At 45.8% G+C, this 21462-nt stretch carries 18 protein-coding genes; 10 read left to right on the top strand and 8 right to left on the bottom strand.

From position 1 onward, the window contains the following. Positions 1-64: 64 nt before the first annotated feature. Genes BEN30_RS00935 through pseF form a run of 6 tightly spaced genes read right to left on the bottom strand, consistent with a single transcriptional unit; the run spans position 65 to position 6394 of the window. On the bottom strand, positions 65-1588 hold the full coding sequence (locus BEN30_RS00935) for a class I adenylate-forming enzyme family protein (protein ID WP_069956464.1): 1524 nt from the start codon (positions 1586-1588) through the stop codon (positions 65-67). A gap of 12 nt (positions 1589-1600) precedes the next feature. Next, positions 1601-1861, bottom strand: coding sequence for an acyl carrier protein (locus BEN30_RS00930; RefSeq protein ID WP_069956463.1), 261 nt, complete (start codon positions 1859-1861; stop codon positions 1601-1603). 11 nt (positions 1862-1872) lie between these two features. After that, positions 1873-2925, bottom strand: coding sequence for a pseudaminic acid synthase (gene pseI / locus BEN30_RS00925; protein ID WP_069956468.1), 1053 nt, complete (start codon positions 2923-2925; stop codon positions 1873-1875). After that, complete coding sequence (locus BEN30_RS00920; protein ID WP_084004880.1) at positions 2922-4067, bottom strand: Gfo/Idh/MocA family protein; 1146 nt, start codon at positions 4065-4067, stop codon at positions 2922-2924. Before BEN30_RS00920 ends, pseI begins: the two co-directional genes overlap by 4 nt. Next, the gene (gene pseG, locus BEN30_RS00915) at positions 4064-5704 is read right to left on the bottom strand and encodes a UDP-2,4-diacetamido-2,4,6-trideoxy-beta-L-altropyranose hydrolase (RefSeq protein WP_084004879.1); all 1641 of its coding nucleotides are present in this window, start codon (positions 5702-5704) and stop codon (positions 4064-4066) included. Before pseG ends, BEN30_RS00920 begins: the two co-directional genes overlap by 4 nt. A gap of 12 nt (positions 5705-5716) precedes the next feature. Beyond that, positions 5717-6394: a pseudaminic acid cytidylyltransferase gene (gene pseF / locus BEN30_RS00910; RefSeq protein WP_281201819.1), complete on the bottom strand. Its 678-nt coding sequence runs from the start codon at positions 6392-6394 to the stop codon at positions 5717-5719. Between the two features lie 265 nt (positions 6395-6659). Between pseF and rfbH the strand changes: the two genes are divergently transcribed. Next, positions 6660-8060 carry a lipopolysaccharide biosynthesis protein RfbH gene (rfbH, locus tag BEN30_RS00905; protein WP_069956460.1) on the top strand — a complete coding sequence of 467 codons (1401 nt, stop codon included), beginning with the start codon at positions 6660-6662 and terminating at the stop codon, positions 8058-8060. Between the two features lie 81 nt (positions 8061-8141). Further along, the gene (locus BEN30_RS00900; protein WP_069956459.1) at positions 8142-9140 is read left to right on the top strand and encodes a glycosyltransferase; all 999 of its coding nucleotides are present in this window, start codon (positions 8142-8144) and stop codon (positions 9138-9140) included. Positions 9141-9158: 18 nt separating this feature from the next. Here BEN30_RS00900 and BEN30_RS00895 read toward each other — a convergent pair whose 3' ends face one another. Next, positions 9159-9674, bottom strand: a complete 516-nt coding sequence (locus BEN30_RS00895) for an NUDIX hydrolase (RefSeq protein ID WP_069956458.1) — start codon at positions 9672-9674, stop codon at positions 9159-9161. Positions 9675-9803: 129 nt separating this feature from the next. Continuing rightward, positions 9804-11483 (bottom strand): B12-binding domain-containing radical SAM protein, encoded by a 1680-nt coding sequence (locus BEN30_RS00890; protein ID WP_069956457.1) that lies wholly within the window; start codon positions 11481-11483, stop codon positions 9804-9806. Positions 11484-11918: 435 nt separating this feature from the next. Between BEN30_RS00890 and BEN30_RS00885 the strand changes: the two genes are divergently transcribed. The 8 genes from BEN30_RS00885 (at position 11919) to BEN30_RS00850 (ending at position 21262) form a co-directional block, all read left to right on the top strand. Then, the gene (locus BEN30_RS00885; protein WP_069956456.1) at positions 11919-13016 is read left to right on the top strand and encodes a radical SAM/SPASM domain-containing protein; all 1098 of its coding nucleotides are present in this window, start codon (positions 11919-11921) and stop codon (positions 13014-13016) included. A gap of 13 nt (positions 13017-13029) precedes the next feature. Then, positions 13030-13890, top strand: coding sequence for an NAD-dependent epimerase/dehydratase family protein (locus tag BEN30_RS00880; RefSeq protein ID WP_170826917.1), 861 nt, complete (start codon positions 13030-13032; stop codon positions 13888-13890). A 6-nt stretch (positions 13891-13896) separates the two neighbouring features. After that, positions 13897-15174, top strand: coding sequence for a radical SAM protein (locus tag BEN30_RS00875; protein ID WP_069956454.1), 1278 nt, complete (start codon positions 13897-13899; stop codon positions 15172-15174). Between the two features lie 103 nt (positions 15175-15277). Beyond that, positions 15278-16354, top strand: a complete 1077-nt coding sequence (locus BEN30_RS00870) for a methyltransferase domain-containing protein (protein ID WP_069956453.1) — start codon at positions 15278-15280, stop codon at positions 16352-16354. A 49-nt stretch (positions 16355-16403) separates the two neighbouring features. Next, a complete protein-coding gene (locus BEN30_RS00865) occupies positions 16404-18197 on the top strand; it encodes a thiamine pyrophosphate-binding protein (protein ID WP_211563228.1) in 1794 nt (597 codons plus the stop codon). A 61-nt stretch (positions 18198-18258) separates the two neighbouring features. After that, positions 18259-19194, top strand: coding sequence for an NAD-dependent epimerase/dehydratase family protein (locus tag BEN30_RS00860; RefSeq protein ID WP_069956452.1), 936 nt, complete (start codon positions 18259-18261; stop codon positions 19192-19194). 4 nt (positions 19195-19198) lie between these two features. Beyond that, positions 19199-20248: an NAD-dependent epimerase/dehydratase family protein gene (locus tag BEN30_RS00855; RefSeq protein ID WP_084004877.1), complete on the top strand. Its 1050-nt coding sequence runs from the start codon at positions 19199-19201 to the stop codon at positions 20246-20248. A 51-nt stretch (positions 20249-20299) separates the two neighbouring features. Then, the gene (locus BEN30_RS00850; RefSeq protein ID WP_069956451.1) at positions 20300-21262 is read left to right on the top strand and encodes an FkbM family methyltransferase; all 963 of its coding nucleotides are present in this window, start codon (positions 20300-20302) and stop codon (positions 21260-21262) included. Positions 21263-21462: the final 200 nt, after the last annotated feature.

Genomic DNA, 21462 nt, shown 5'->3' with positions numbered 1-21462 from the left:
GAGGCCGGAAGATCTACCTTGATTTCCGGCAGTAAAAATAGAGCAGACGTCCAATATTATAGCTTCATTCACCGTACATCATCAGCCGCAACGGCATCGTCCAGTCTTCGTTATAGGCGTTATATTTATCGCGCAATGCCATCTTTGAGACTTTCCCTGTCGGGGTGAGGGGAAGGCTTTCGCTAAAATAATATTTCAGCGGGCATTGGTAGGGGGCCAAATGTTGATCAGCCAGGCGATGCAGTTCCGCTGCAATGTTCTTTTTATTTTCGGTGACGCAAATGGCAATGGCAACTTCCCCAAACAGCTTATCCTTCACGCCGATGACGGCGACTTCCTGAACAAGTGGGTGTTTCAAGATGACGGTTTCAATGGTTTTTGGGTAAATATTAACGCCGCCTGAAATGATCACATCTTTTTGCCGTGACACGTAATACAGAAAACCATCTGCATCGATATATCCCAAATCACCGGTCAGAAAATAGTCGTCCACAAACGAGGCTTTTGTGGCTTCCGGTTGTTTGTAGTAACCCTGGAAAATCAAAGGTGACTTTACCGCGATCTCACCGATGGTGCCTATCGGGACGCTGACACCTTGTTCGTTGAGAATCCGCACATCGATATTTGAACAGGGGAGACCGACGGAAGCATACTTTTCTACTGCGTCCTCTTTTGTCAGGTTAGACGCAGTGGCGATTTCAGTGGCACCGTAAATTTCGTGGAAATCACAACCAATGGCATCAAAAATTTTCTTTTTAAAGGCGGTGTCAATGGGAGCTGACGAGGTCACTATGGCTCTAAGTGATTGCAGCTGCAGGGCATTGTCCAAGAGCGCATTTTTTACCGCATACAGATGGGATGTGACGCTGATGGCAAAGCTCACCTTGTGTTCACTGACATAACTGAGCCAAATTTTTGGCGTTATTTTTGTGATGTAAACCAAGGTGCCGCCGAGTAGGAGTGCAACATACACCAACCGTTGCCCCAATGAGTGAAAGTAGGGGGAGGCGCATAATACCACGTCGTCCGACGTTAGATCATATAAGTCCCACGATTGCTGTGCACGCAACAACTTGTTATTTTGTGACAGGATGGTTGGCTTTGGCGTGCCGGTCGATCCGGAAGAAAAGGCGATCAGAAAATCGTCGCGATCAGACCAGGCGAAGGTGGCTGGGATCTCAATCGATGCATCGGAACCGGTCACTTCATGGGTGGAAATGAAGATCAAGCCAGATTTGGCATTGGCTTTGATTTTGTGTTCCAAAGCCGGTTCGTAAATAACGATTTCCACATCAGTGGCTTGCCAGTTGGCCAACTGCTGCTCGGCATGCAGTTGCGAGTTGGTGGGAACGCAATTGCCGTCCAGGCGCGCTATGCCAAAAGAGGCCGTGATCGTGTGGAACGGATTTTCTGTCAGAAGGGCAACACGTGGCTGACGCGTGCCGTGGCGCGTATGGATAAGCGCCGCCCACTTGGTTGCTTGCACCAAAAGAGAGGCATAGCTGTGGATGCCACTTTGGGTGACAAGGGCCGTTTTTTCGGGAAAGCGCTCAGCGGCTTCCCGGAAGGTGTTAAATAAAATGCCCATTAGGTCCCTTGATTATACGGTGCTTTTTTCGAAAATAATTTGTGCAAGTGCTTCAATGGTTTGTAGTTTAGGGTCTGCCAGTTCCTTAGCCTGAAATTTAACGGCGTATTGGCTTTCCAGGGTCATGATAAGGTTCAGAATGGCAAATGAATCCAGTAGGCGATCTGCAACAAAATTGGTAGACCCGTCGAGAACAAGATTTTCCCCTGCTGCGTAATTGTGAATGTAATTCGTAATGAATTCATGAATCTCAGTTTTTAAATGGTCTTTCATAGCGTCCTCATTTACGCGATCACGTCCCAACTGAGGCGATCACCGATGTCCAAGTCTTTTGTCGCTTTGCGGCCCAAGACGATAGGCTTGTATTTGGGCTCTAAACCATAACCGGGGCGTACGGACTTGATGTTGTCTGCACTAAAAATCTGCCCCTTCTTTATCGGGGCGCTGACGTAAAGCGACCGACGTCCATGCTTGTTCAGCAAGGCCCCTTGCGTCAGGTCATAGTCTACGCGACCAATCGCTTTTTCCGCACTGCGGATTTCACTGACCATGGATTTAAATTCACCGACGGTGAGGGAAAAAAAGCTGTCTACGGTCACTTCACTGTTGTCGAGTTTGATATGCTTTTCAATCACAGTCGCCCCTAAAGCAACAGCAGCAATAGACACGCCTATTCCAACGGTATGATCGGACAAGCCTGCGTGGCACACAAATGTCTCTTTTAAGTTTTGAATGGTTTTAAGATTGACTTCATCGGGGGGCGTTGGGTAGGCCGTCGTGCATTTGAGCAACACGATGTCTTTGCAGCCGTGGGTTCTGAGGCAACGCACCGCTTCGTCTATATCGCAAGCCAACGCCAATCCGGTTGAAACGATGACCGGTTTGCCGGTTTTTGCGACTTTTTCCAGAAGGGCCATGTCGACGATTTCTGGTGAGGCGATTTTGTAAACTTTGACGGGATGATTTTCTAATGCGTCAACGGACGTTTCATCGAAAACGGAACCAAACAATTCGATGCCAAGCTCTGCAGCAACCTGAAACAGACGCGGTAACCACGTCCAAGGCGTGTGGGCATATTCGTAAAGATTGTAGAGATTTTTGTAAGCCGCCCAGGCGTTGTCGGGGGGGATGGCAAAATCGGGTTTGTCACTGTTCAGTGTGATGGTGTCGGGCCGGTAGACCTGTAATTTAACCGCGTCCGCGCCGGCTTCATGTGCTGCGCGCAGCAAGTCCAGGGCATGCTCTATTTTTCCGCCGTGGTTGCCGGACAATTCGGCGATGATGTAGGCTGGATGTCCTTCACCAATATGCTTGTCACCAATTTCAATGCTGTTCATGACAGGGTTTCCTTCGTGAGGGGAGCCCATGTGCCCGTCCGATTAGCCGTACTCGCAGCCTGCAAAAGTTCCAACCCTTCGTTCGCGTGTTCCCAGCCAAAGACATAGGATGATTGATGTTGCCCTGTTTGTTTAAAGTCCTGCATTGCGTCAGCAATGTCAGCATATAAATTGGCAAAAGCCTCGACAAAACCGGTTGGGTGGCCCGGTTTGAAGCGCTCGCGTATTTCATCTGGATGGGTGCAGTTCCCACGATCGTATGTGACCCGAGCCGAGTCCTTGCGGAAAATGTGCAGACGCTCGGGCTCTTCTTGATACCACTCGGCACTGCCTTGGTCGCCAAATAATCTGAGCTTCAGGCCGTTACGATAGCCAAGTGCGGTTTTGCTGACCCAAAATGATGCCCTAAAATCTTGTTCGTACTTAACCCACATGTAGGCATCGTCGACGATGCCATCGAACGAAGAAAAATGATGAAAATCGGCATTGACACTCAACGGCACCAATTCCGTTAAAAAGTGACAAATGTGATGAACGTGTACGGCCAAGTCTAGAAGGATGGTGGGGATCTCTCCATCCTGAAGGCGCCAGGCTTGGGGGTGCATTTTTTCTGCGGGTTGGATGAACCCGTCCGATGGCATTTCCAACTGGATTTGCTTTAACTGACCCAGCGCTTTCGATTGCACGTGACGGCGCAAATCGCGAAGCATCGGATAACCACTGTAATTGAAGGTCACAGCGAGGAAGCCTTTGGATTTATCCAGGGCCGCTTTGATGCGCCTGGATTGCTCAAGGGTGGCCACCATCGCTTTTTCGCAAATGACGCCAAGTCCGGCTTCAAGCAGGCCGCAGACGATTTCGGCATGGTTGGGCGTTGGAGTCAGGACCACAACGGCATCTAAGTTATCCTTTTCTTCGGCAATGTAGGTCTGCCAATTGGTATACAGCTTGTTTTGGGGGAGATGCCATGCACTGCCGGTTCGTGCACTGATGTCTGGGCTACGGCTGAAGCAGCCGGACGCGACGTGCCAGCGGTCATCAAGCTGACTGGCTGTCCAATGGGTGTAACCAACCGCAGACGTGATTGAGCCCCCAATGAAGCCGAGTCTTAAAGTGTTTGGCGAATGTGTGAGTATCGTCAAAACGGTCTCAGTCCTTCGTTAGGGTTTGAGGGAGAAGGCGCGCGTGACACGAAATAGAATTCGTCCAAATGCGCTCCCTCGAAAATATCCGCTATGGCTGCGCCGTAAGGCGTGGCTGGATCGACATCTTGAAAACCGTAATAGTCGTTCATGAGTTTAACATACTTGTTTTGTCGGTGGATCACGGCAATCCAGGGGACGCCTGGAACATGCTTGTCGCAATATTCCAACTGCCAGTTCAGGAGTAACATAACATCTTGAAACCCCGCATTCTCATTGCAGACAAACCAACCGCCGATCAGATAGTCTTGTTCATGGCTGGGCAGGACCTCATGCCAAATGTACAAGCACGGCGCACCATTTTTGGTGAGTAAAAATGAGGATCTTTTGGTTTTAAACCACCATGAATAATGATCCATGAAGGAAATTTTATTTGCACGGATCATGTTTTGACAATTTGCGTTCAAATTTCGGCTGACGAGAAAGTGGTTCATATCGCGGTCCGTCACAGGACGGATGCAATAGCCGGGAGAAAGTTCCTCGCCATGATCGTCAGGATAAGAGGACGCAGCTTTTGCAGGAGGTGCGCATGGCTCTAAGCCAAGCAGAACGTGAGCAACGCGGCGGGTACCGAGGGCATCCAAGGGCACTTTTGGCGTGGCGTGCAGCAGTTTGATGCGCTCTTCGTTCTGCATTACGGTTTTCACAAAAGCGGGCAGCTTTTCAATATTGTTTTCTGACCAGTTCTCAACATGAAAGAAATGTCCAATGTCTTCCAGTTGGCCTAAATCCGTATGCTGATTTTCAGAAAGGGGAAACGTCAGTGCCGGAACCTTAAGGGCCAAAAGCTGATAGAGAATTCCGCCTGCGGCACCGATGTAAAAATCGGCCTGACACAAGTGGGGATACAGTTCCGTCTCGCCCACGATTGGCGTGACGGTCTTGCAGTTTTGGTAGCGTTGCAAAAAAGATTCTGTGTTTGGAGACAAAGGCCCAAGGATTGGGCAGAGGCGGATTTCCTGTTCATAGTCAAGTGCGTGCAGAAGTAGGCTGTCAAGAATTCGCTCGCATTGATCCAGGGGCCCGCCGCCTCCCAGGCCAAGCAATATGGTAAAGGGTTTGTCCGGTGATTTCTGGGGGGGGGCATTTCTATAGACCTCAGACAGCAGGACATAATCAGGCCCCAGCAATTTGCGGGCTTCGGGGGGGACCTGAGAGTCATATAGAGATTGCGTTTTTTCTCCGCGCCAGCGGAAATCAATCAGTAGATCGCACTGATGTTTGCGCAAAAGGTCATCGATGACGCAAACTTTGTAACCGACCTCTTGTATGGGGGACTCCCATTCTTCGCCCAACCGGTAATCGTCAACGATAACCCAGTCGGCATTTTCGACCTTTGCGATGTTGAGAAAACGTTGGGCATCTTTATGGGGATCGAGTTCATCTTGTGCGCCATCATAGAGGCTGCGAACATCCAGACCGTCAAGAAAATCCGCTATGCCGTCTTCAACAAAATCCAAAACAAAAAGACATGCTGCGCCATTCTTCATAAGTTCCCGGCACAAGTGAGCACATCGAACCAGATGTCCCAGTCCTGTATTTTGTCCTGCGTTTGTCCGAAAGATGATGGTGCTCATAGCATCAGCCTTTTAGGCCTCCTCTCTCATTCGGCACATGATTTCAGCCTTATCCCAGTCCTCTTGTGTGTCAATGTCTTGAACCTCAGTCGAGGGGAGGATGTAAGCTATAGAATGCTCTGAAAATGAGGGGAGGTTGTTCAAAAAACCCTCTACGCGCCCCCAACAAAATTGCGCGGCATCGTGATATGCGGGCTCCAGATCTTGGGATCTGGAGGCAAAGTGTTCCGGTTGGAACATTTCTATCGTGCCTTGTTGCGATATTTTAAAAGCGCGTTGGATCGGAGCCGCAAACTTAACGACGCCAAAACAAAAGAATTTGGATGGATTTTCTTCAAGTCGTGAGAAGGCGTCTCGCAGCGTTTGCGGTCTTACAAATGGGGCCGTTGCGAGTAAGAGACAAACGTAATCGGGTTGGCGGTCATTTTCGCGCAACCAATTAATTGCATGATTGAGGGTCGCCCCAATGCTCATATGGGCATCAGCCAGTTCTGCAGGTCGAAGGAATGGCACCTCAGCGCCATACTTTTGAGCCACGTCGGCAACTTCAGGGGAATCAGTGGATACGATAACGCGATCGAAACACTGACTTTCCAGGGCGGCTGTGATGGAATAAGCGATGATGGGTTTACCGCAAAACAACTTAATGTTTTTCTGTGGAATTCTCTCGCTTCCACCCCGCGCAGGGATGATGCAAACTCGGATGACGGCACCTCATGAAAAATGGTTTCTACCAGAAAATGAGAATTGAACTAAAACACCTACAGAGCCATTCTGACGCCTTGCTGTTTGTTTTTGGAAAGGTGCTCGCCTCCTCAGATTACTTTCACCCACTTCAGATTATGGTTAATAATAAGCGGCCACAACACTGTGAAGCAAACCTTTTTTTGTGTATTTTAGGGCGGCCTTGAATTAGATTGAAGATGTTGGCAAGTTTTTGGAGCTTGAAGCCTTTATGACCTCATCGAGCAGGACAAAAGAAGAAATTCGCGCGCAAATTGCGTCTTTGGTTGATGAGTACGCGGCGCAGCAATATCAAGAGAAAACTTTTGAGCCTGGGGTCACGGCCATACCGCCTTCCGGCAAGCTTATGGGGGCATCCGAACTTAGAAATCTCGTTGATGCCTCGCTTGACGGATGGCTTACAACAGGGCGTTTCAACACGGCATTTGAAGCCAGTCTTGCAAAATATTTGGGCTCTAAACACGTTTTGACGACCAACTCCGGTTCGTCGGCGAACCTGTTGGCACTGGCGTCTCTCACGTCCCCTGCTCTTGGTGATAAGGCTTTAAAGGCTGGGGATGAAGTGATTGCCGTGGCTGCGGGGTTTCCGACCACCGTGAACCCGCTGTTGCAGTATGGTCTTGTTCCGGTCTTCGTCGATGTGGATATACCGACTTACAACATTGACCCAGCATTAATTGAGGCTGCGATCAGCGAAAAGACGCGGGCCATTATGCTTGCCCACACCTTGGGCAACCCTTTTGACGTTGAAACGGTCATGCGGCTTGCGCGCAAATATGACCTGTGGGTGATCGAGGACACGTGTGACGCCTTGGGTTCAACGTTCACCTTAAGCGAAACGTTGGAGCGAAATCACCTCAAGCCCGTTGTGGGTGGGGAGCCCCGTTTGGTGGGTACTTTTGGCGATGTTGCGACCTTAAGTTTTTATCCGGCTCATCACATTACCATGGGTGAGGGGGGGGCCGTTTACACCGATAACGGTAAGCTTAAACCAATCCTCGAATCGTTTCGCGATTGGGGACGCGATTGCTTCTGTGCACCGGGAAGCGACAATACATGTGGCAAGCGCTTTTGTTGGAAGCTTGGCGACCTGCCAGAAGGTTACGATCACAAGTACATCTACAGCCATGCTGGCTACAACATGAAAATCACGGATATGCAGGCGGCATGCGGTTTGGCCCAGCTGGAAAAAATTTCGGATTTTGTCGAGGCGCGCAAAAGAAATTTTGCGTATGTTTACGCCGGGTTGAAATGCTGTGAAGAGTTTTTGATTTTGCCCGAAGCAACGCCCAATTCATCGCCGTCCTGGTTTGGCTTTGCCATAACCTTGAAAGACAATGCGCCGATTAGCCGGATTGACTTGCTGAGAAAACTCGAGCACCACAAGATCGGCACGCGTTTGCTGTTCGCCGGTAACATAACGCGCCAGCCCTATATGATCGGGCGAAACTATAGGATCAGCGGATCTCTTAAAAATACAGACACAGTCATGAATAACACGTTTTGGGTTGGTGTTCAGCCTGCCCTGACAGAAGAAATGTTGGACTATCTTGTTGAGACGATAAAAGGTTGTTTTTCCCCCACATCGCAGGGTTCTCTTCTGCCTTCATAAACAATTACAGAATGTAAATCAGTCAGGTGGCCAGAAAACGATTCAGTTTATGCGTTGTCCGACAAAATTTATGGAGCGAACATGTCATTAAATACAAAGCTAGCGATTGCTCTGCCTACGTATAACCGGGCGATAACAATTGACTTTTTTTTAAAAACGTACATCCCCGTTGTGAAGGATCACAATATAGGGATTTACATATCCAACAACGCTTCAACCGATAATACGCTGGAGGTTATTGAAAAGTGGAAGTCGGTTTACCCTTATATTTTTTGTTCCGGATTTGATGAAACGGTTCACGTCGATATCAATGTCGAAAATGCGCTGAAGCTATCACCTGCGGAATATACGTGGCTGATAGGGGATGGCTACGAAATTCCCCAACAATCCTTAGAGTATTTGTTAAACGTACTGCCAGATGGTAGTGACAAATATGATTTTGTCATTGCCAATCTCGTCGGGCGGATCAAAGACATCGACGAAAAAATTTATCGTGACCAAAATCAGGTACTGGAAGATTTAGCGTGGATGATCACCTGCCTGGGCTGCACCGTATATCATAAAAGCGTTATTCCACTGGGTGACTATTCAAGATATCGAGCGACAGAATTCGGCCATGTGGGGTTTGTTTTTGACATTCTTTCAAAGCTTGATTTTAAGTTGCTGTGGTCTCCGAATATAACAATCGTCACCTTGAAGACGCCCGAGAGAAAGCCGGGGTGGGGGCAGTATTTTCTGTCAAATATTTTTGAGAAATGGCCAAGCTTTATCTCTTTGTTGCCAGATAGTTATGGCGCTTCAAGTAAGGCAATTGCGATGCGTGCCTTTTTGCAAAAATCAAAATTATTGGGGTGGCGCAATATGCTGACCATTCGGTCTCAAGGTTTCCTCAATAAAGAGATCTATCGGCGTTACGAGGGGATCGTGAGCGAAGTTGCGCCGGGGTTCTTAAAAAGCTACATGCTTTTTTTGACCTATATGCCAGAAGGCCTTTGTGCCTTTGTACTCAAACGAGTTGAGTGGATCAGAAGAAAGAACTTTCAAATTCGAAAAGCCTTCAATCCAGATTTAAGGATATGAGGAGCAGGGTGTGCTTGGCTACACCGGCAAATCCCATAAGGTATTGTATATTTCGTGCTGAACTTCGATCATATTTTCGGGAAGTGTTGGGTGCCAGGCCCAGTGGTTATTTTGTGGTTTTTGCGGATCGAACTTTTGCGCATCATCCAATGGGGATGTCAGTGTACACTTGAAAAGAAGTGACACGAAATGGCCACGCGTTTCGTGAGTTCTGTTGATACTGGGCTGGATCATGCAGGGCGTGCTGTCATGTGCAACGTGAGTATTAAGCTCCAACTTTGCAACAGCCTGAATGCGGGTATCGAAAGTTTCTTTGAACCGAAGAACGCCCCCCGGAATGTGCCAGCCGGGCCCATAGAAATCATCGTCTCGCCAAGTCAATAGAATGTCACCAGATTCATTTTTGATGAGAAGGTCAACGTTAACCATGGGGGTTAGGCGACTGACCATGCGAAAGACTTCATCGCCAAGACCTAATCGTGGGTTGGGAACGCAGGTGTCTATGACTTTGATCGCACGTTTGAGGTCTTGCATGTGGTGACGCTTCTCTGATCCGTGAGTAAATTTTTACCACGAGATCGCATATGCGTTTTGCATAATCAAGGGAAATACCCAACTGTCAGGGCGAAGGCGCGGACTCATAGATTGCGCGCCTTCGTCCAACTAAGCGAATTTAGCCATTTCTACGTTACGGTCATAAGGGGAAATGTTGAACTTATCAAAGGCCGCCCGCCATATCGGATTGTTCTCATAACTGTTGATGGCAATTTTCTTGTATTCTTCCGACTTTTCAAGGTCGCCCAGTTGTTCGTAACATATGCTGGCATAATGGTAGGCAAACCCGTGATCGTCCTTTGCACGGATTGCCGTTTCAAAGCCCTTTAGTGCCAATTCGTATTCACCGAGCCTAAAATCGGTATTGTGCAGGAAGTTTACATCCAGATTGATATCATAAGTTACGTCTTGAATGTATTTCGCCGTGAAATCCTCTGTCTCGACGACAGCTTTTCTGAAATCGCAACCGATATCAGCTGAATTGATATAATTTTTTTCGACACAGATGTCGTGCATCTCTGCGCCAACAAGGGGTGTCGCAACGGAAAGAATTTTCCAGTTTGCATTGAGTTTTCGGAGGAACTGGCGCGTGTCTTCAATATCTTTTTTTGTCTCACCTGGCATCCCGATGAGGATATTGACGTTGGTATAAATATCAAGATCGCGGCAATCGTCTACAACACGTTCCGCAATCGCGAGCTTCAAAGGCTTGCGCATGATTTCTTTTAAAACACGCGCGCTTCCAGACTCAACAGGCAGGACAAGCTGGTCTGCTCCAGCATTTTTGAGAACCTGTAGCATGTCTCTGTCGAGCGAGTACAATGTAAGGCCATTTTGGAAAACGGCTTTCAGACCTAAGCTAGAAACATACCGGGCAATCTCTTTGGCACGCTCAGTATCGGCCATAAAGTGATCATCTTGGAAGACGATGATTTTGGCCCCATACATGTCTCTGAGGCGCAGTAGGTCTTCCTTCACGCGCTCCATGCTGTAGTAGCGCATGGTGCGCCCATGTACCTTATGAGAAGCACAGAAGGTGCACCGGAAGGGGCACCCACGCGAGGTCATGACGTGGAAGTTGTCAATTTTATCTTTGATGGACCCATAGGCCATAATTGCTGGGTTGGCGCCATATTTTGCCATTTTGCATAAGGGGTAATCGTAAAAGGGAATATCATCAAGATCTTCAATGAAATCATGAGAGAACATCACCTTTTCTGCAATTTTCTTAGGCGTAATCCAGCTGGGGTGCTGATTAATAAAGGCATAGCGGTCTTCGGCATCGATCAGTTGCGCGAACGGCACCTCACCTTCTCCGTAGCACAATCCATCAAAAGCATCTGTTGCTTTGTACAGGTACTCATACATGCTCGTCGGGACACTTCCACCGGCGAGGATGAGCGTATTGGGAAAGACTTTCCGGCAGCATGCAACAATTTCGAGTAAGTTGTAATACGAGGATGAAAAGAGGGCGGAAAGGGCAATGATGTCAGGCTCTGAGCCTAGCTCATTGCGCAAATATTCTTCGTAATATGCGGACGGAGACGCATGCGCAAACGTGTCGATTTCATTGAGCTCAATGTTGAAATCAACCAACTCGGTTTCAACCTTGGTTTTGCAATATTTTTTGATGTATGCGCTTAGGGATAAGGCCCCTAGCGGCATGTCTGTGACCAGGCTGCCATACAATTTCCCATCTTTTTTTCTGATTTGTTTTGCATTGCTTAAAGGGTGCAGAAAGTCTTCAAAAAACAGATGGGGTGGGATGATGAACAGTATTCTTGTCATGTCAGTATCCTTAGGCGGCAGATTGCAACGTTCTGGAGCAAGTATCGTTTAACGGAAGATCATGTCGAGGAAGGCGCATTGTGTCTACCGTTGCGAATATCAGATTACCACGTTTATCAAAGAATATGGGGATCGATGCGACAGTATCAAGGACCTTAAGGGCCTTGTTGTTGTCCGCCGTTGTGGCACCATTCGATAAAATTGATGTTGGTTTAGCGGTATTGCAAATCAATGTTTGAAACGGGTGACTATTCTGGGAATATAGGGTAAGTTTATGCAGGTTGCGTCGTAGGCTCTCCTGATGTCGGCTGGTGTCGACGGGTAAGATCAAGCATCAGAATGATGTTTTATTTCAATAGATTAAGTTATTTACATCATCAAATCTATGAAGCGCCACAAAGAATTGAGGTTTTGAGCCCAAAGTAGGACAAGTCTATGAGCGAAAATGATATGTCGGCGGTTGTTCAGCCCAGAATTTATTCTGCGCCTAAAGTTCGGCTCGAAGATCAGGTGCCGTTGAAAACGCCTTTTTCCGCGCATATTGACGTTTCAAGCGTGTGTAATTTTAAATGCAGTTTTTGCTTTCAGGCTGACAATGCAGCCATGAAAGGTGCTGGCCTCAAGCGCGGTATGATGCCAATCGATTTATTTAAGAAGATCGTCGATGACTTAGGCGAATTTGACGATAAGTTAAAAAAAATCAAAATTGGAAATCACGGCGAACCCACGCTGCACCCCGACCTCCCTGAGATGATTGCCTATGCCCGAAATAAGGGGGTGGCCGATACGATCGAGCTCTTTACCAACGGTTCGAAGCTGGCACCCACTTTGAACTCGGCGATCGCAAAAGCGGGCTTGCAGCGCGTCAACATTTCGTTGGAAGGGCTTACTGCCGAGCGCTACATGCAAGTCGCAGGCGTGCGCCAAGACATGGATGATTTAATCCAAAATATTGCCCATTTGTACAGTGTGCGCGGCGACTGCAAGATGTACATCAAAATTGCGGATCGAACCAGTTCCCTAGACAAGGATGATCATCGCATCCATGTGCTTGATGAAGATGAGCGCCAGTATTTTTTCGACACATTCGGCAACATTTGCGATGAAATTTACATCGAAAAAATTGTCCCGCAGTGGGCTGAAACCCAAGCAGACAAGCAAAACGAAGTCGATGAAACGGGTATGTATGATCAAAAAATTAAAAAATATAAAGAGATCTGCCCCTTCGTTTTCATGTATTTGCATTTCAATTGTGATGGCACGACCAGCCCTTGCACTTTGGATTGGCCCAGAAAAGTTGTGATCGGCAACGTAAACGATCAAAGTGCAAAAGAAATTTGGGAAGGTGAGGCTTTGCGGCAGTTACGCGTGGCCATGCTCAAAGAGGCGAGACACAAAATTAATTTTTGCAACAATTGCTCTGCTCCCATGGTGTGTGTGGATGAGGACCTTGATCCGTTTAAGGAAGACGTTCTTAAAAAGATGGACGTGCCTGATGATGAAACCTTAGAAAATAATCAGTGGGTTAAATAATCATATGGAGAATTTGAAAGTTTTGGTTTTGGGCTCGAACGGTTTTATCGGGCGCAACATAGTTGAGTATCTTGAGCCGAAAGCTTTCCATGTTTTTTCGCCAAAGCGACAGGAGCTTAATCTTCTCGAGACTGAGGCTGTGGAGGCATATCTCAAAAACCTCCGACCAGATGTTGTTATCTTCAGTGCGGTGAATATTCAGTCTCTGGCCGAAAATTTACAAATGTATTTTAACGTTGAGCGCTGCTCAGAATATTTTGGCAAGATGATTACGATAGGGTCTGGTGCCGAATATGATATGCGGCATTATTATCCGATGATGAGTGAAGACTACTTTGGTCAGTATGTGCCTTGTGACACGTATGGCTTGTCAAAATATGTGATGTCTAATGACATTGAAAAAAAGCCGCGGAACATCGTGAACTTGCGGGTTCTGGGCATTTTTGGAAAATACGAAGATTACACGCGGCGCTTTATATCCAACAATATCTGCAAAGCGATTGCCGGGTTGGGCGTGACGATCAATCAAGATATGAAATTTGATTTTATATACGTCAACGATTTCATTAAAATATTAGAAAGTTTTTTCACAAAAGAAACACAATATAGAAATTATAACATTTGCACGGGCAAGCCTCTTGGATTGCGGGACATTGCAAATGTCATTTGTGACGTCCTGCCCGGTAACGAAAAAGTGACCGTAAAGGAAGAGGGGCTTAAGCCTGAATATTCTGCCGACAACGCGCGCCTTAAGGCAGAGTTCGGCGACTTTGACTTCACGGACATCAGAGTATCTGTTCAAGAGATGTATTCGTGGTATGCGAACCATCCCGATATTGAGCTATTCTGCGCAAAACTGAGAGAGAGCGCGTGACGCTGTATGGCCAAATCTAAACAAACCCTGATTGATTTGTTACAAGACCGCCCCATTGTCATTTGGGGTGCGCGGATGACGGGTATGGGTTTTCTCCGGTTTTCCAAAGCTAATGACATGAATGTTGTCCATTTTGTTGATTCGGACCCGGCTTTTGCCCACAAGAAGGTTAACGGTGTTCCTGTTCAACATCCTGATGCATTGAGAGACCTTAAAGGGTCATTTCCCAATCTGGTGATTGTGATTGCAGTCTCGATAAAAGAAGAAGAAATAATCAAGTTATTGGAAGCAATGAACTTTATCAATGAAGACTTCGTTTTGTATTCCGATTATTGCGAATCATTTTACACCATTGATGTTGTAGGGACGTGCAATTTGGTGTGCCCTTCTTGCGCCCACAGCATTAATGGGGAAAAGTACCCGAGAGGGATAATGTCGTTTGAGAACTTCACCCGGGTCTTGGACAAAATCAAACGTGAATCCGAAGTCGTAACACACGTGAGCTTGTACAGTTGGGGGGAGCCTTTGTTGCACCCTGAGTTGCCAAAGATCATAAAGCATCTGCACGACAATGGAGTTGCGGCCGCCGTGTCCAGCAATCTATCGATTAAATCCGCAGATCAAATTCGCCACGTCATTCAGGCCTCTCCGGAGTATATGAAAATTTCTTTGTCTGGATACTATCCAGATGTTTACAATCAGACCCATACGGGTGGCGATATCAATCTCGTCAAATCGAACATGTACCGCGTGCGGCATTACATTGATAAGTTCGGGGCGGATACACTTGTGGACGTTAATTATCATTTGTACAAAAACAACAATCAGAAAAATCTTCAAAAAATGAAAGATCTCTGTGATGAGTTGGGTTTTTCATTGTCCGCGACGTACTCTTTGGTTATGCCGCTGGAAAGGTGTCTCGATCATTGCGATGGCATAAAAGACCCTCAAACGGAATCGCTGAGCAAGATTTTATTGGTTGATATTGATGAAGGCCTAGAAGTCACGAAAGGCTTTCGCACAAACACCTGTCCTTTCAAAGACAATCAGATGAACATTGCCTGGGACTTAAAGGTCCCGGTCTGTTGCACTGTCTTTAACGGAGAAGAGACGATTGTCGCGGACAATTATCTTGACGTTTCGCTTGTTGAAATAAACAAAAATAAAAATACGGCTAAAATCTGTAAGAAGTGTATGGAGTATGGATTGCCAGCCTACAATATGGGCTTCAATCAAAAAGGATGGAAAGCCATTGCGTCTTCAAAGCCTTCCTCTGACACGTAGTCATTTTGCAGCAAGTTGATGTGGTGCCCTGATGAAACATAAACAAAACTCTGCGTGCTGTCGGATGTGTTCTGCACCATTGACTGAGGCCCCCATCATTAGCATGGAACCTTTTCCCAAAGCAGCGCAGTTTTATCCACGTGAAGATGAGTTTGCGCAAGATACCGGCATTGTGCTGGATGTTTTTCAATGTCCGTCATGCGGGCTCGTCCAATTAAAAATCGAACCTGTGGCGTATTTTAAAGAAGTCATAACGGCTGCTGTTTTATCGCCACACGCCAAACAAATGCGTTTGAAGGAAATGAACGCATTTGTTGACCGATTTGGCTTGCGTGGGAAAAAGGCTCTTGAAATTGGCAGTGCAAGAGGGGACATGTTGGACGTTATGGCTGAGGCTGGCCTTGATGCTATGGGGTTGGAGTATGCCCCTAAGTCCATCGAGTATGCAAAAGGGCTGGGGAGAAACATTCATCTTGGATACATCGATGATTTTCAACCACAAACCAAGGCGGACGTCTTTTTTTCATATAACTATTTAGAGCATCAGCCAGACGTCAAAAAATTTATTCAATCCGTTTTTCGCGTAACAACGCCAGATGCCATGGGGTACATTACGGTTCCAAACCTGGAGTATTTGTTGGTCTCAAAGTGCCTGTATGAGTTTGTGGCCGATCATCTCGTCTATTTCACGCAAAAAACTTTAACGCTGGCGTTTGAAATGAATGGCTTTGATGTTCTCATCTGTCAGACCATCAACAATGACAATGATATTGAGATCATCGTGCAAAAACGCCCGCACCTTAACTTGTCTTCTTATGTGGACGAAGTGGATGAGTTATCTGTTCGTTTGAACGAACTGGTGGATCAATATGTAGCGGCTGGGAAAAAGATTGCCGTGTGGGGAGCAGGGCACAGAACGTTGGCTTTGCTTGCGATCAGTCGCATTGATAAAATTGAATTTATCGTCGATTCAGCAGATTTTAAACAAGGCAAATACAGTCCTGTCATGTTCAACAAAATTGTGTCGCCAAAAGACCTGGAAACATCAGACGTTGATGCTATCATCATTATGGTGCCAGGCCTGTATCCAGAGGAAGTCCTTAAGACAGTCCGCAAGTTTGACCACAAGCTTGAGGCTTACATTCTTAAAGGAAATGATATAGTGGCCGTTGATACATAGGTTGTGTAATTTTAAAACGCTAACTGATCAGAAGGATGAGTAGCTCATTATGAAAATGAAACTTTCGGACTACGTTGCCCAGAAAGTTGTCGAGCTTGGCATAGAACATGTCTTTATGGTGACCGGTGGTGGTGCGATGCATCTGAACCAGTCATTTGGCACGCATGCTGACCTAGAGTGCATCTTCAATCATCACGAACAAGCTTGTGCGATGGCTGCAGAAGCCTATTCACGGCTCACAAACCTTCCTGCATTGGTGAACGTTACGTCAGGACCTGGGTGCATAAATGCGCTGAACGGAGTGTATGGGGCGTGGACAGATTCCATCAGCATGCTGGTCATTTCAGGGCAAGTTAAGTATCAAACGACCATCCGCAGCACCGGGCTTGCACTGCGCCAATTTGGTGATCAGGAAGTTGATATTGAGCGGATTGCCTCGCCCTTAACGAAGTACTGTGAAATGGTCACGGATCCAAAATCAATTCGCTATCATTTAGAAAAAGCATTTTACCTTGCCGTATCTGGACGCCCCGGTCCGTGCTGGCTGGATATCCCAATAGATGTACAAGGAGCGCAAATCGAAACAGATGACTTGTCATCCTTTGACCCGTCAGAACTTGATGAGCCATGGAATCTGACAGATCTGGACAAAGTTAGTGATGATATTTTTGCAAAGGTGTTGAGTGCCCATCGCCCAGTTATTTTTGTTGGAGCGGGGGTACGGTTGAGTGGTCACCATGAGGACTTCATTCACTTTATCGATAAATTGGGTATACCCGTCGTGACAGGTTGGAATGCTCATGATTCTATCTGGAGCGATCATCCCTTATATGTGGGGAGGCCCGGGTCGGTGGGCGATAGGCCTGGTAATTTTGTTGTACAGAATGCGGACCTTCTCTTGGTTTTAGGAAGTCGATTAAATATTCGTCAGGTGAGCTACAATTGGTCTGCATTTGCATCTAAGGCATACAAAATTATCGTTGATATCGATGCGATAGAAATGAAGAAGCCGACGGTAAATTTCAACATGCGTATTCACGCTAATCTATCCGATCTTCTGCCCGTTTTGGCAAAACACAACTATGCTGGTCAACGACCAGAGCACATACAGTGGCTGGCATGGTGTAAGGAAAGACAGAAAAGGTACCCCGTTGTATTGCCGGAATATTGGGAAAATGAAAAAATAAATCCATATTGTTTTATGGATATCCTCTTTAAGAACTTGGATGATGGGCAAATAGTTGTTGCTGCGAATGGGTCAGCTTGCGTTATTGGGTTTCAGGTTGCGCAGTTGAAGCCAACCCAGCGCCTTTGGACCAATTCGGGTAGTGCGTCCATGGGTTATGAAATTCCTGCGGCTATTGGTGCATTTAAAGGGTCTGGCGGAAGGCCGATTGTATGTATTGCCGGGGACGGTAGCATCATGATGAACCTTCAAGAGCTGCAAACCATCGCAGGAAATCAACTCGACATTAAAGTTTTTCTACTCAACAACCAGGGATATTCATCTATATTTCAAACACATAGAAACTTCTTTAACGGCGTTGAAGTCGGGGCGGGGCCTTCGTCCGGGGTGAACTTCCCTGATTTTAAAAAGCTTAGCTATGCATTTGATTTGCCATATCTAAAATGTACGACACATGAACAAATGGCCGATACAATTATCAAAACACTGGCAACAACGGGGCCTGCAATTTGCGAAATTATGATCGATGAAAATCAGCCCTTTGCCCCGAAGTTGTCTTCAAAGCAGCTTGCAGACGGGACAATTGTATCGCCTTCATTAGAAGACATGTCTCCAATTCTTTCTGAAGCAGAATTGAACGAAAATATGTTGGATTGAGGTACGGCATGAAAGCAAGGAATACGTCGCAAAAGATCAATTTCTATATTGTAGGTCAGCCATGAACATTCTCATCACGGGGGCAGAAGGCTTCGTCGGAAAAAATTTAGTCGAGAACTTTCAAAGTGATGGCTATAGCGTGTTGCACCCGACCGTGCAGGAATTGGATCTCACGTGCTCACAAAGCGTCAGTGCTTATCTGAATGAACACGCCGTTGACGTAATCGTCCATTCTGCAACCACCCTAAGACGCGGCACGTCTTACCCAGCAGATGTTTGCGAAAACAATCTTCGGATGTTTTTTAATTTGGTGCGTGCGAAACGCTTTTCTACCAAACTGATTAATTTTGGCAGCGGGTCTGAGTATTCCAGAAAGTATTGGTACGCAAAAATGCCGGAAACTTTTTTTGATAGACATGTCCCCGATGATAGTCACAGTTTTTCGAAGTATGTAATTTCTAAATATATTGAGAGTTGCGATGTCGGGGAAATGGTGACATTAAGAATATTTGGTATATTTGGGAAGTATGAAGATTATAAATACAAATTTTTATCAAATTCAATTTCAAAAAATTTAATGAATATCGACATAGTTATTAATCAAAATGTTGTATACGATTACATTTATATTGAAGATTTTTATCGTGTTGTAAGGCATTTTGTCGAAAATAATTCGCATTATAAATCCTATAACGTAACACCTATAGAGCCTATAAATTTAATCGAAATTGCAAATTTAGTTAATGAAGTGAGCGATCATATAGTCCCTGTGGTCGTTCTAAATGATGGTGTTGGCGTTAATTATTCCGGCCATAATGCGCGTTTGATGTCGGAACTCACTGATTTTAGTTTTATGTCCTATAAAGACGCTATTGCGGATCTCTACAGTTATTACAAAAACAATATCTCCATGCTTGATGAAGTTGCGCTTAGGAATGATGATTATCTAAATTACGCAAAAAAATTAAGGACAGAGTACTTTGTGGCAAAAGAATAATTCCATGAGAAGTCAAATCATAGCTGATGACTTAAAATATATTTCCGAAGCAGATTTACCTTGGTGTGATTTTGCGGGTAAGACCGTGTTGATCTCGGGTGCCGCAGGGTTTTTGGCGTCGTACGTTGTCGATCTGCTGTTGTTCCTCAACGAAAATAGAAATGCCAATATTAAAATTATTGGCCTCGTACGTAACGAGGCCCGTGCCTATGAAAAATTTAGTCATGCAAAAGATTCTGAGAACTTAATATTCATCACGCACGACGTCTGCGATGAAATTCTCATTGATGAGAAAATCGATTACATCATTCATGCTGCGAGTTACGCAACGCCTAAGATATTTCAAGAAAACCCGGTCGGCACAATTTTACCGAATGTTATCGGAACAAAAAATTTATTAGATCTCGCCGTTAAGCATGATGTCGCAGGGTTTTTGTTTTTCAGCACATCGGGTGTGTACGGATATGTTTGTGATGAATATTATCCGGTACTCGAAGATTGCTTTGGGGGACTGGATCCCATGGAGCTTTCGTCTTGCTATTTGGAAAGTAAGCGAATGGGCGAGAATATGTGTGTTGCTTGGATGCACCAATACGGTGTTCCTATCAAGATAGTGCGCCCCGCGATCACGTACGGTCCAGGTGTCGACTTGCAAGGCGGTCGATCTTTTGAAGATTTCGTTTCGTGTATTGTCCACAGGAAAGATATCAATCTTTACAGCGATGGCAGTGCCATTCGTAACTTTTGTTATATTGCGGACGCTACGCTCGGCTTTTTCACCGTCTTATTGAAAGGTGAAAGTGGCGAGGCATATAACGTGGCTACAGATCATGAGATCAGTATAAAAGACTTAGCTAACTATCTGGTAAAAGAGGTTTTTCCGGAACGGAGATTGAAAGTCATCATGGCAAAAGACCCGTCAAAAAACTATCTACGCATGAACTTTTCGCGTACAACGGTAGACATAACCAAAGCCAAATCACTGGGCTGGATCATTTCATTCCCAATTGCAGAGGGCTTTAAACGAGTTGTTCAAAGTTGTGAAGGTAAATAGAGGCCGACATAGCTGTCCAATGTTTCACCATTGATTAAATGAGTGTCGATTATGAAATTGCAAGAACTGTATAAGCAATACACATCCGGTGAATTGGAAAAGCACAGCTACATTAAGGCTATGCATGAAAAGCATCAGCTCATTTTCGATTATTTTGATTATATTAAAGACACAGATATTTTCTCGATCACGATAGATAATGACAAGGTTTATGTGACGATCAAAGAAAGTGGCATAAAACTTTTTCTTGACCCATTTGATTCACGTTTTATACCGATTGAAATTTTGAATTTTAAATCATTTGACCCCGTGGAAAGAGACCTCATTTTTGCGCTTGCACGTAAGAGCCAAACTATTTTCGATATTGGAGCCAATATCGGTTGGTACACGCTTAATTTTTGCATGTTGGATAATGTGCAGACGGTCCATTCTTTTGAGCCAATTCCGCGCACGTTTGATTTTTTGACGAGACATGTTCAATTTAATGCATGCAACAAGGCCGTGCTCAATAACTTTGCTCTCTCTAACCATCGTGGGGAAACGGAGTTCTATTGGAATGTAAAGGAAACGGGTAGTTCTTCGATGAAGAACATTCAAGAAAGAGAAGATTCAAACAGGGTTGTTTGCCAACTTCGTACACTTGATGAGTATGCTCGGGAAAAAAATGTCTACATCGATATGATTAAGTGCGACGTCGAAGGATCTGAATTGCTGGTGTTTCAGGGGGGAGAGAATACGATATCACGTGACAAGCCGTTCATCTTTACGGAAATGCTGCGTAAGTGGGCTGCAAAATTCGGATATCACCCAAATGATATCATCAAGCTGTTGTCGGATATTGGTTATGAGTGTTTTGCTTATGTTGACGAAAAAATTGAAAAGTTTACCTCCGTAACGCCAGACACATTGCCGACGAATTTCTTCTTTTTTCATTGCGATAAGCACAAACACGATATTGCAATGTTGACGAAAAGTTTGGATCACCCACTCTGTAGCGACGTTTCCGCCTTCTGAATTGTTGTCAATATGTACTGGTTTGGCCAGTCATATTGCACTGTGCGGTTAGAATGAAAATTTAGCCTCTATTGCTTAGGTGATAGGGTTGATGTATATATTTTTAAACCTTTAATCTCGTCATTATAGGGCAATCGCTATTCGGGCCATCATCATTGAATCCGCATCGTCGCAACGCCGACTGGACCCGCGTCAAAGCC

Source organism: Magnetovibrio blakemorei, assembly GCF_001746755.1.
Classification (GTDB): domain Bacteria; phylum Pseudomonadota; class Alphaproteobacteria; order Rhodospirillales; family Magnetovibrionaceae; genus Magnetovibrio; species Magnetovibrio blakemorei.
This window is presented reverse-complemented; position numbering and strand designations above follow the sequence as displayed.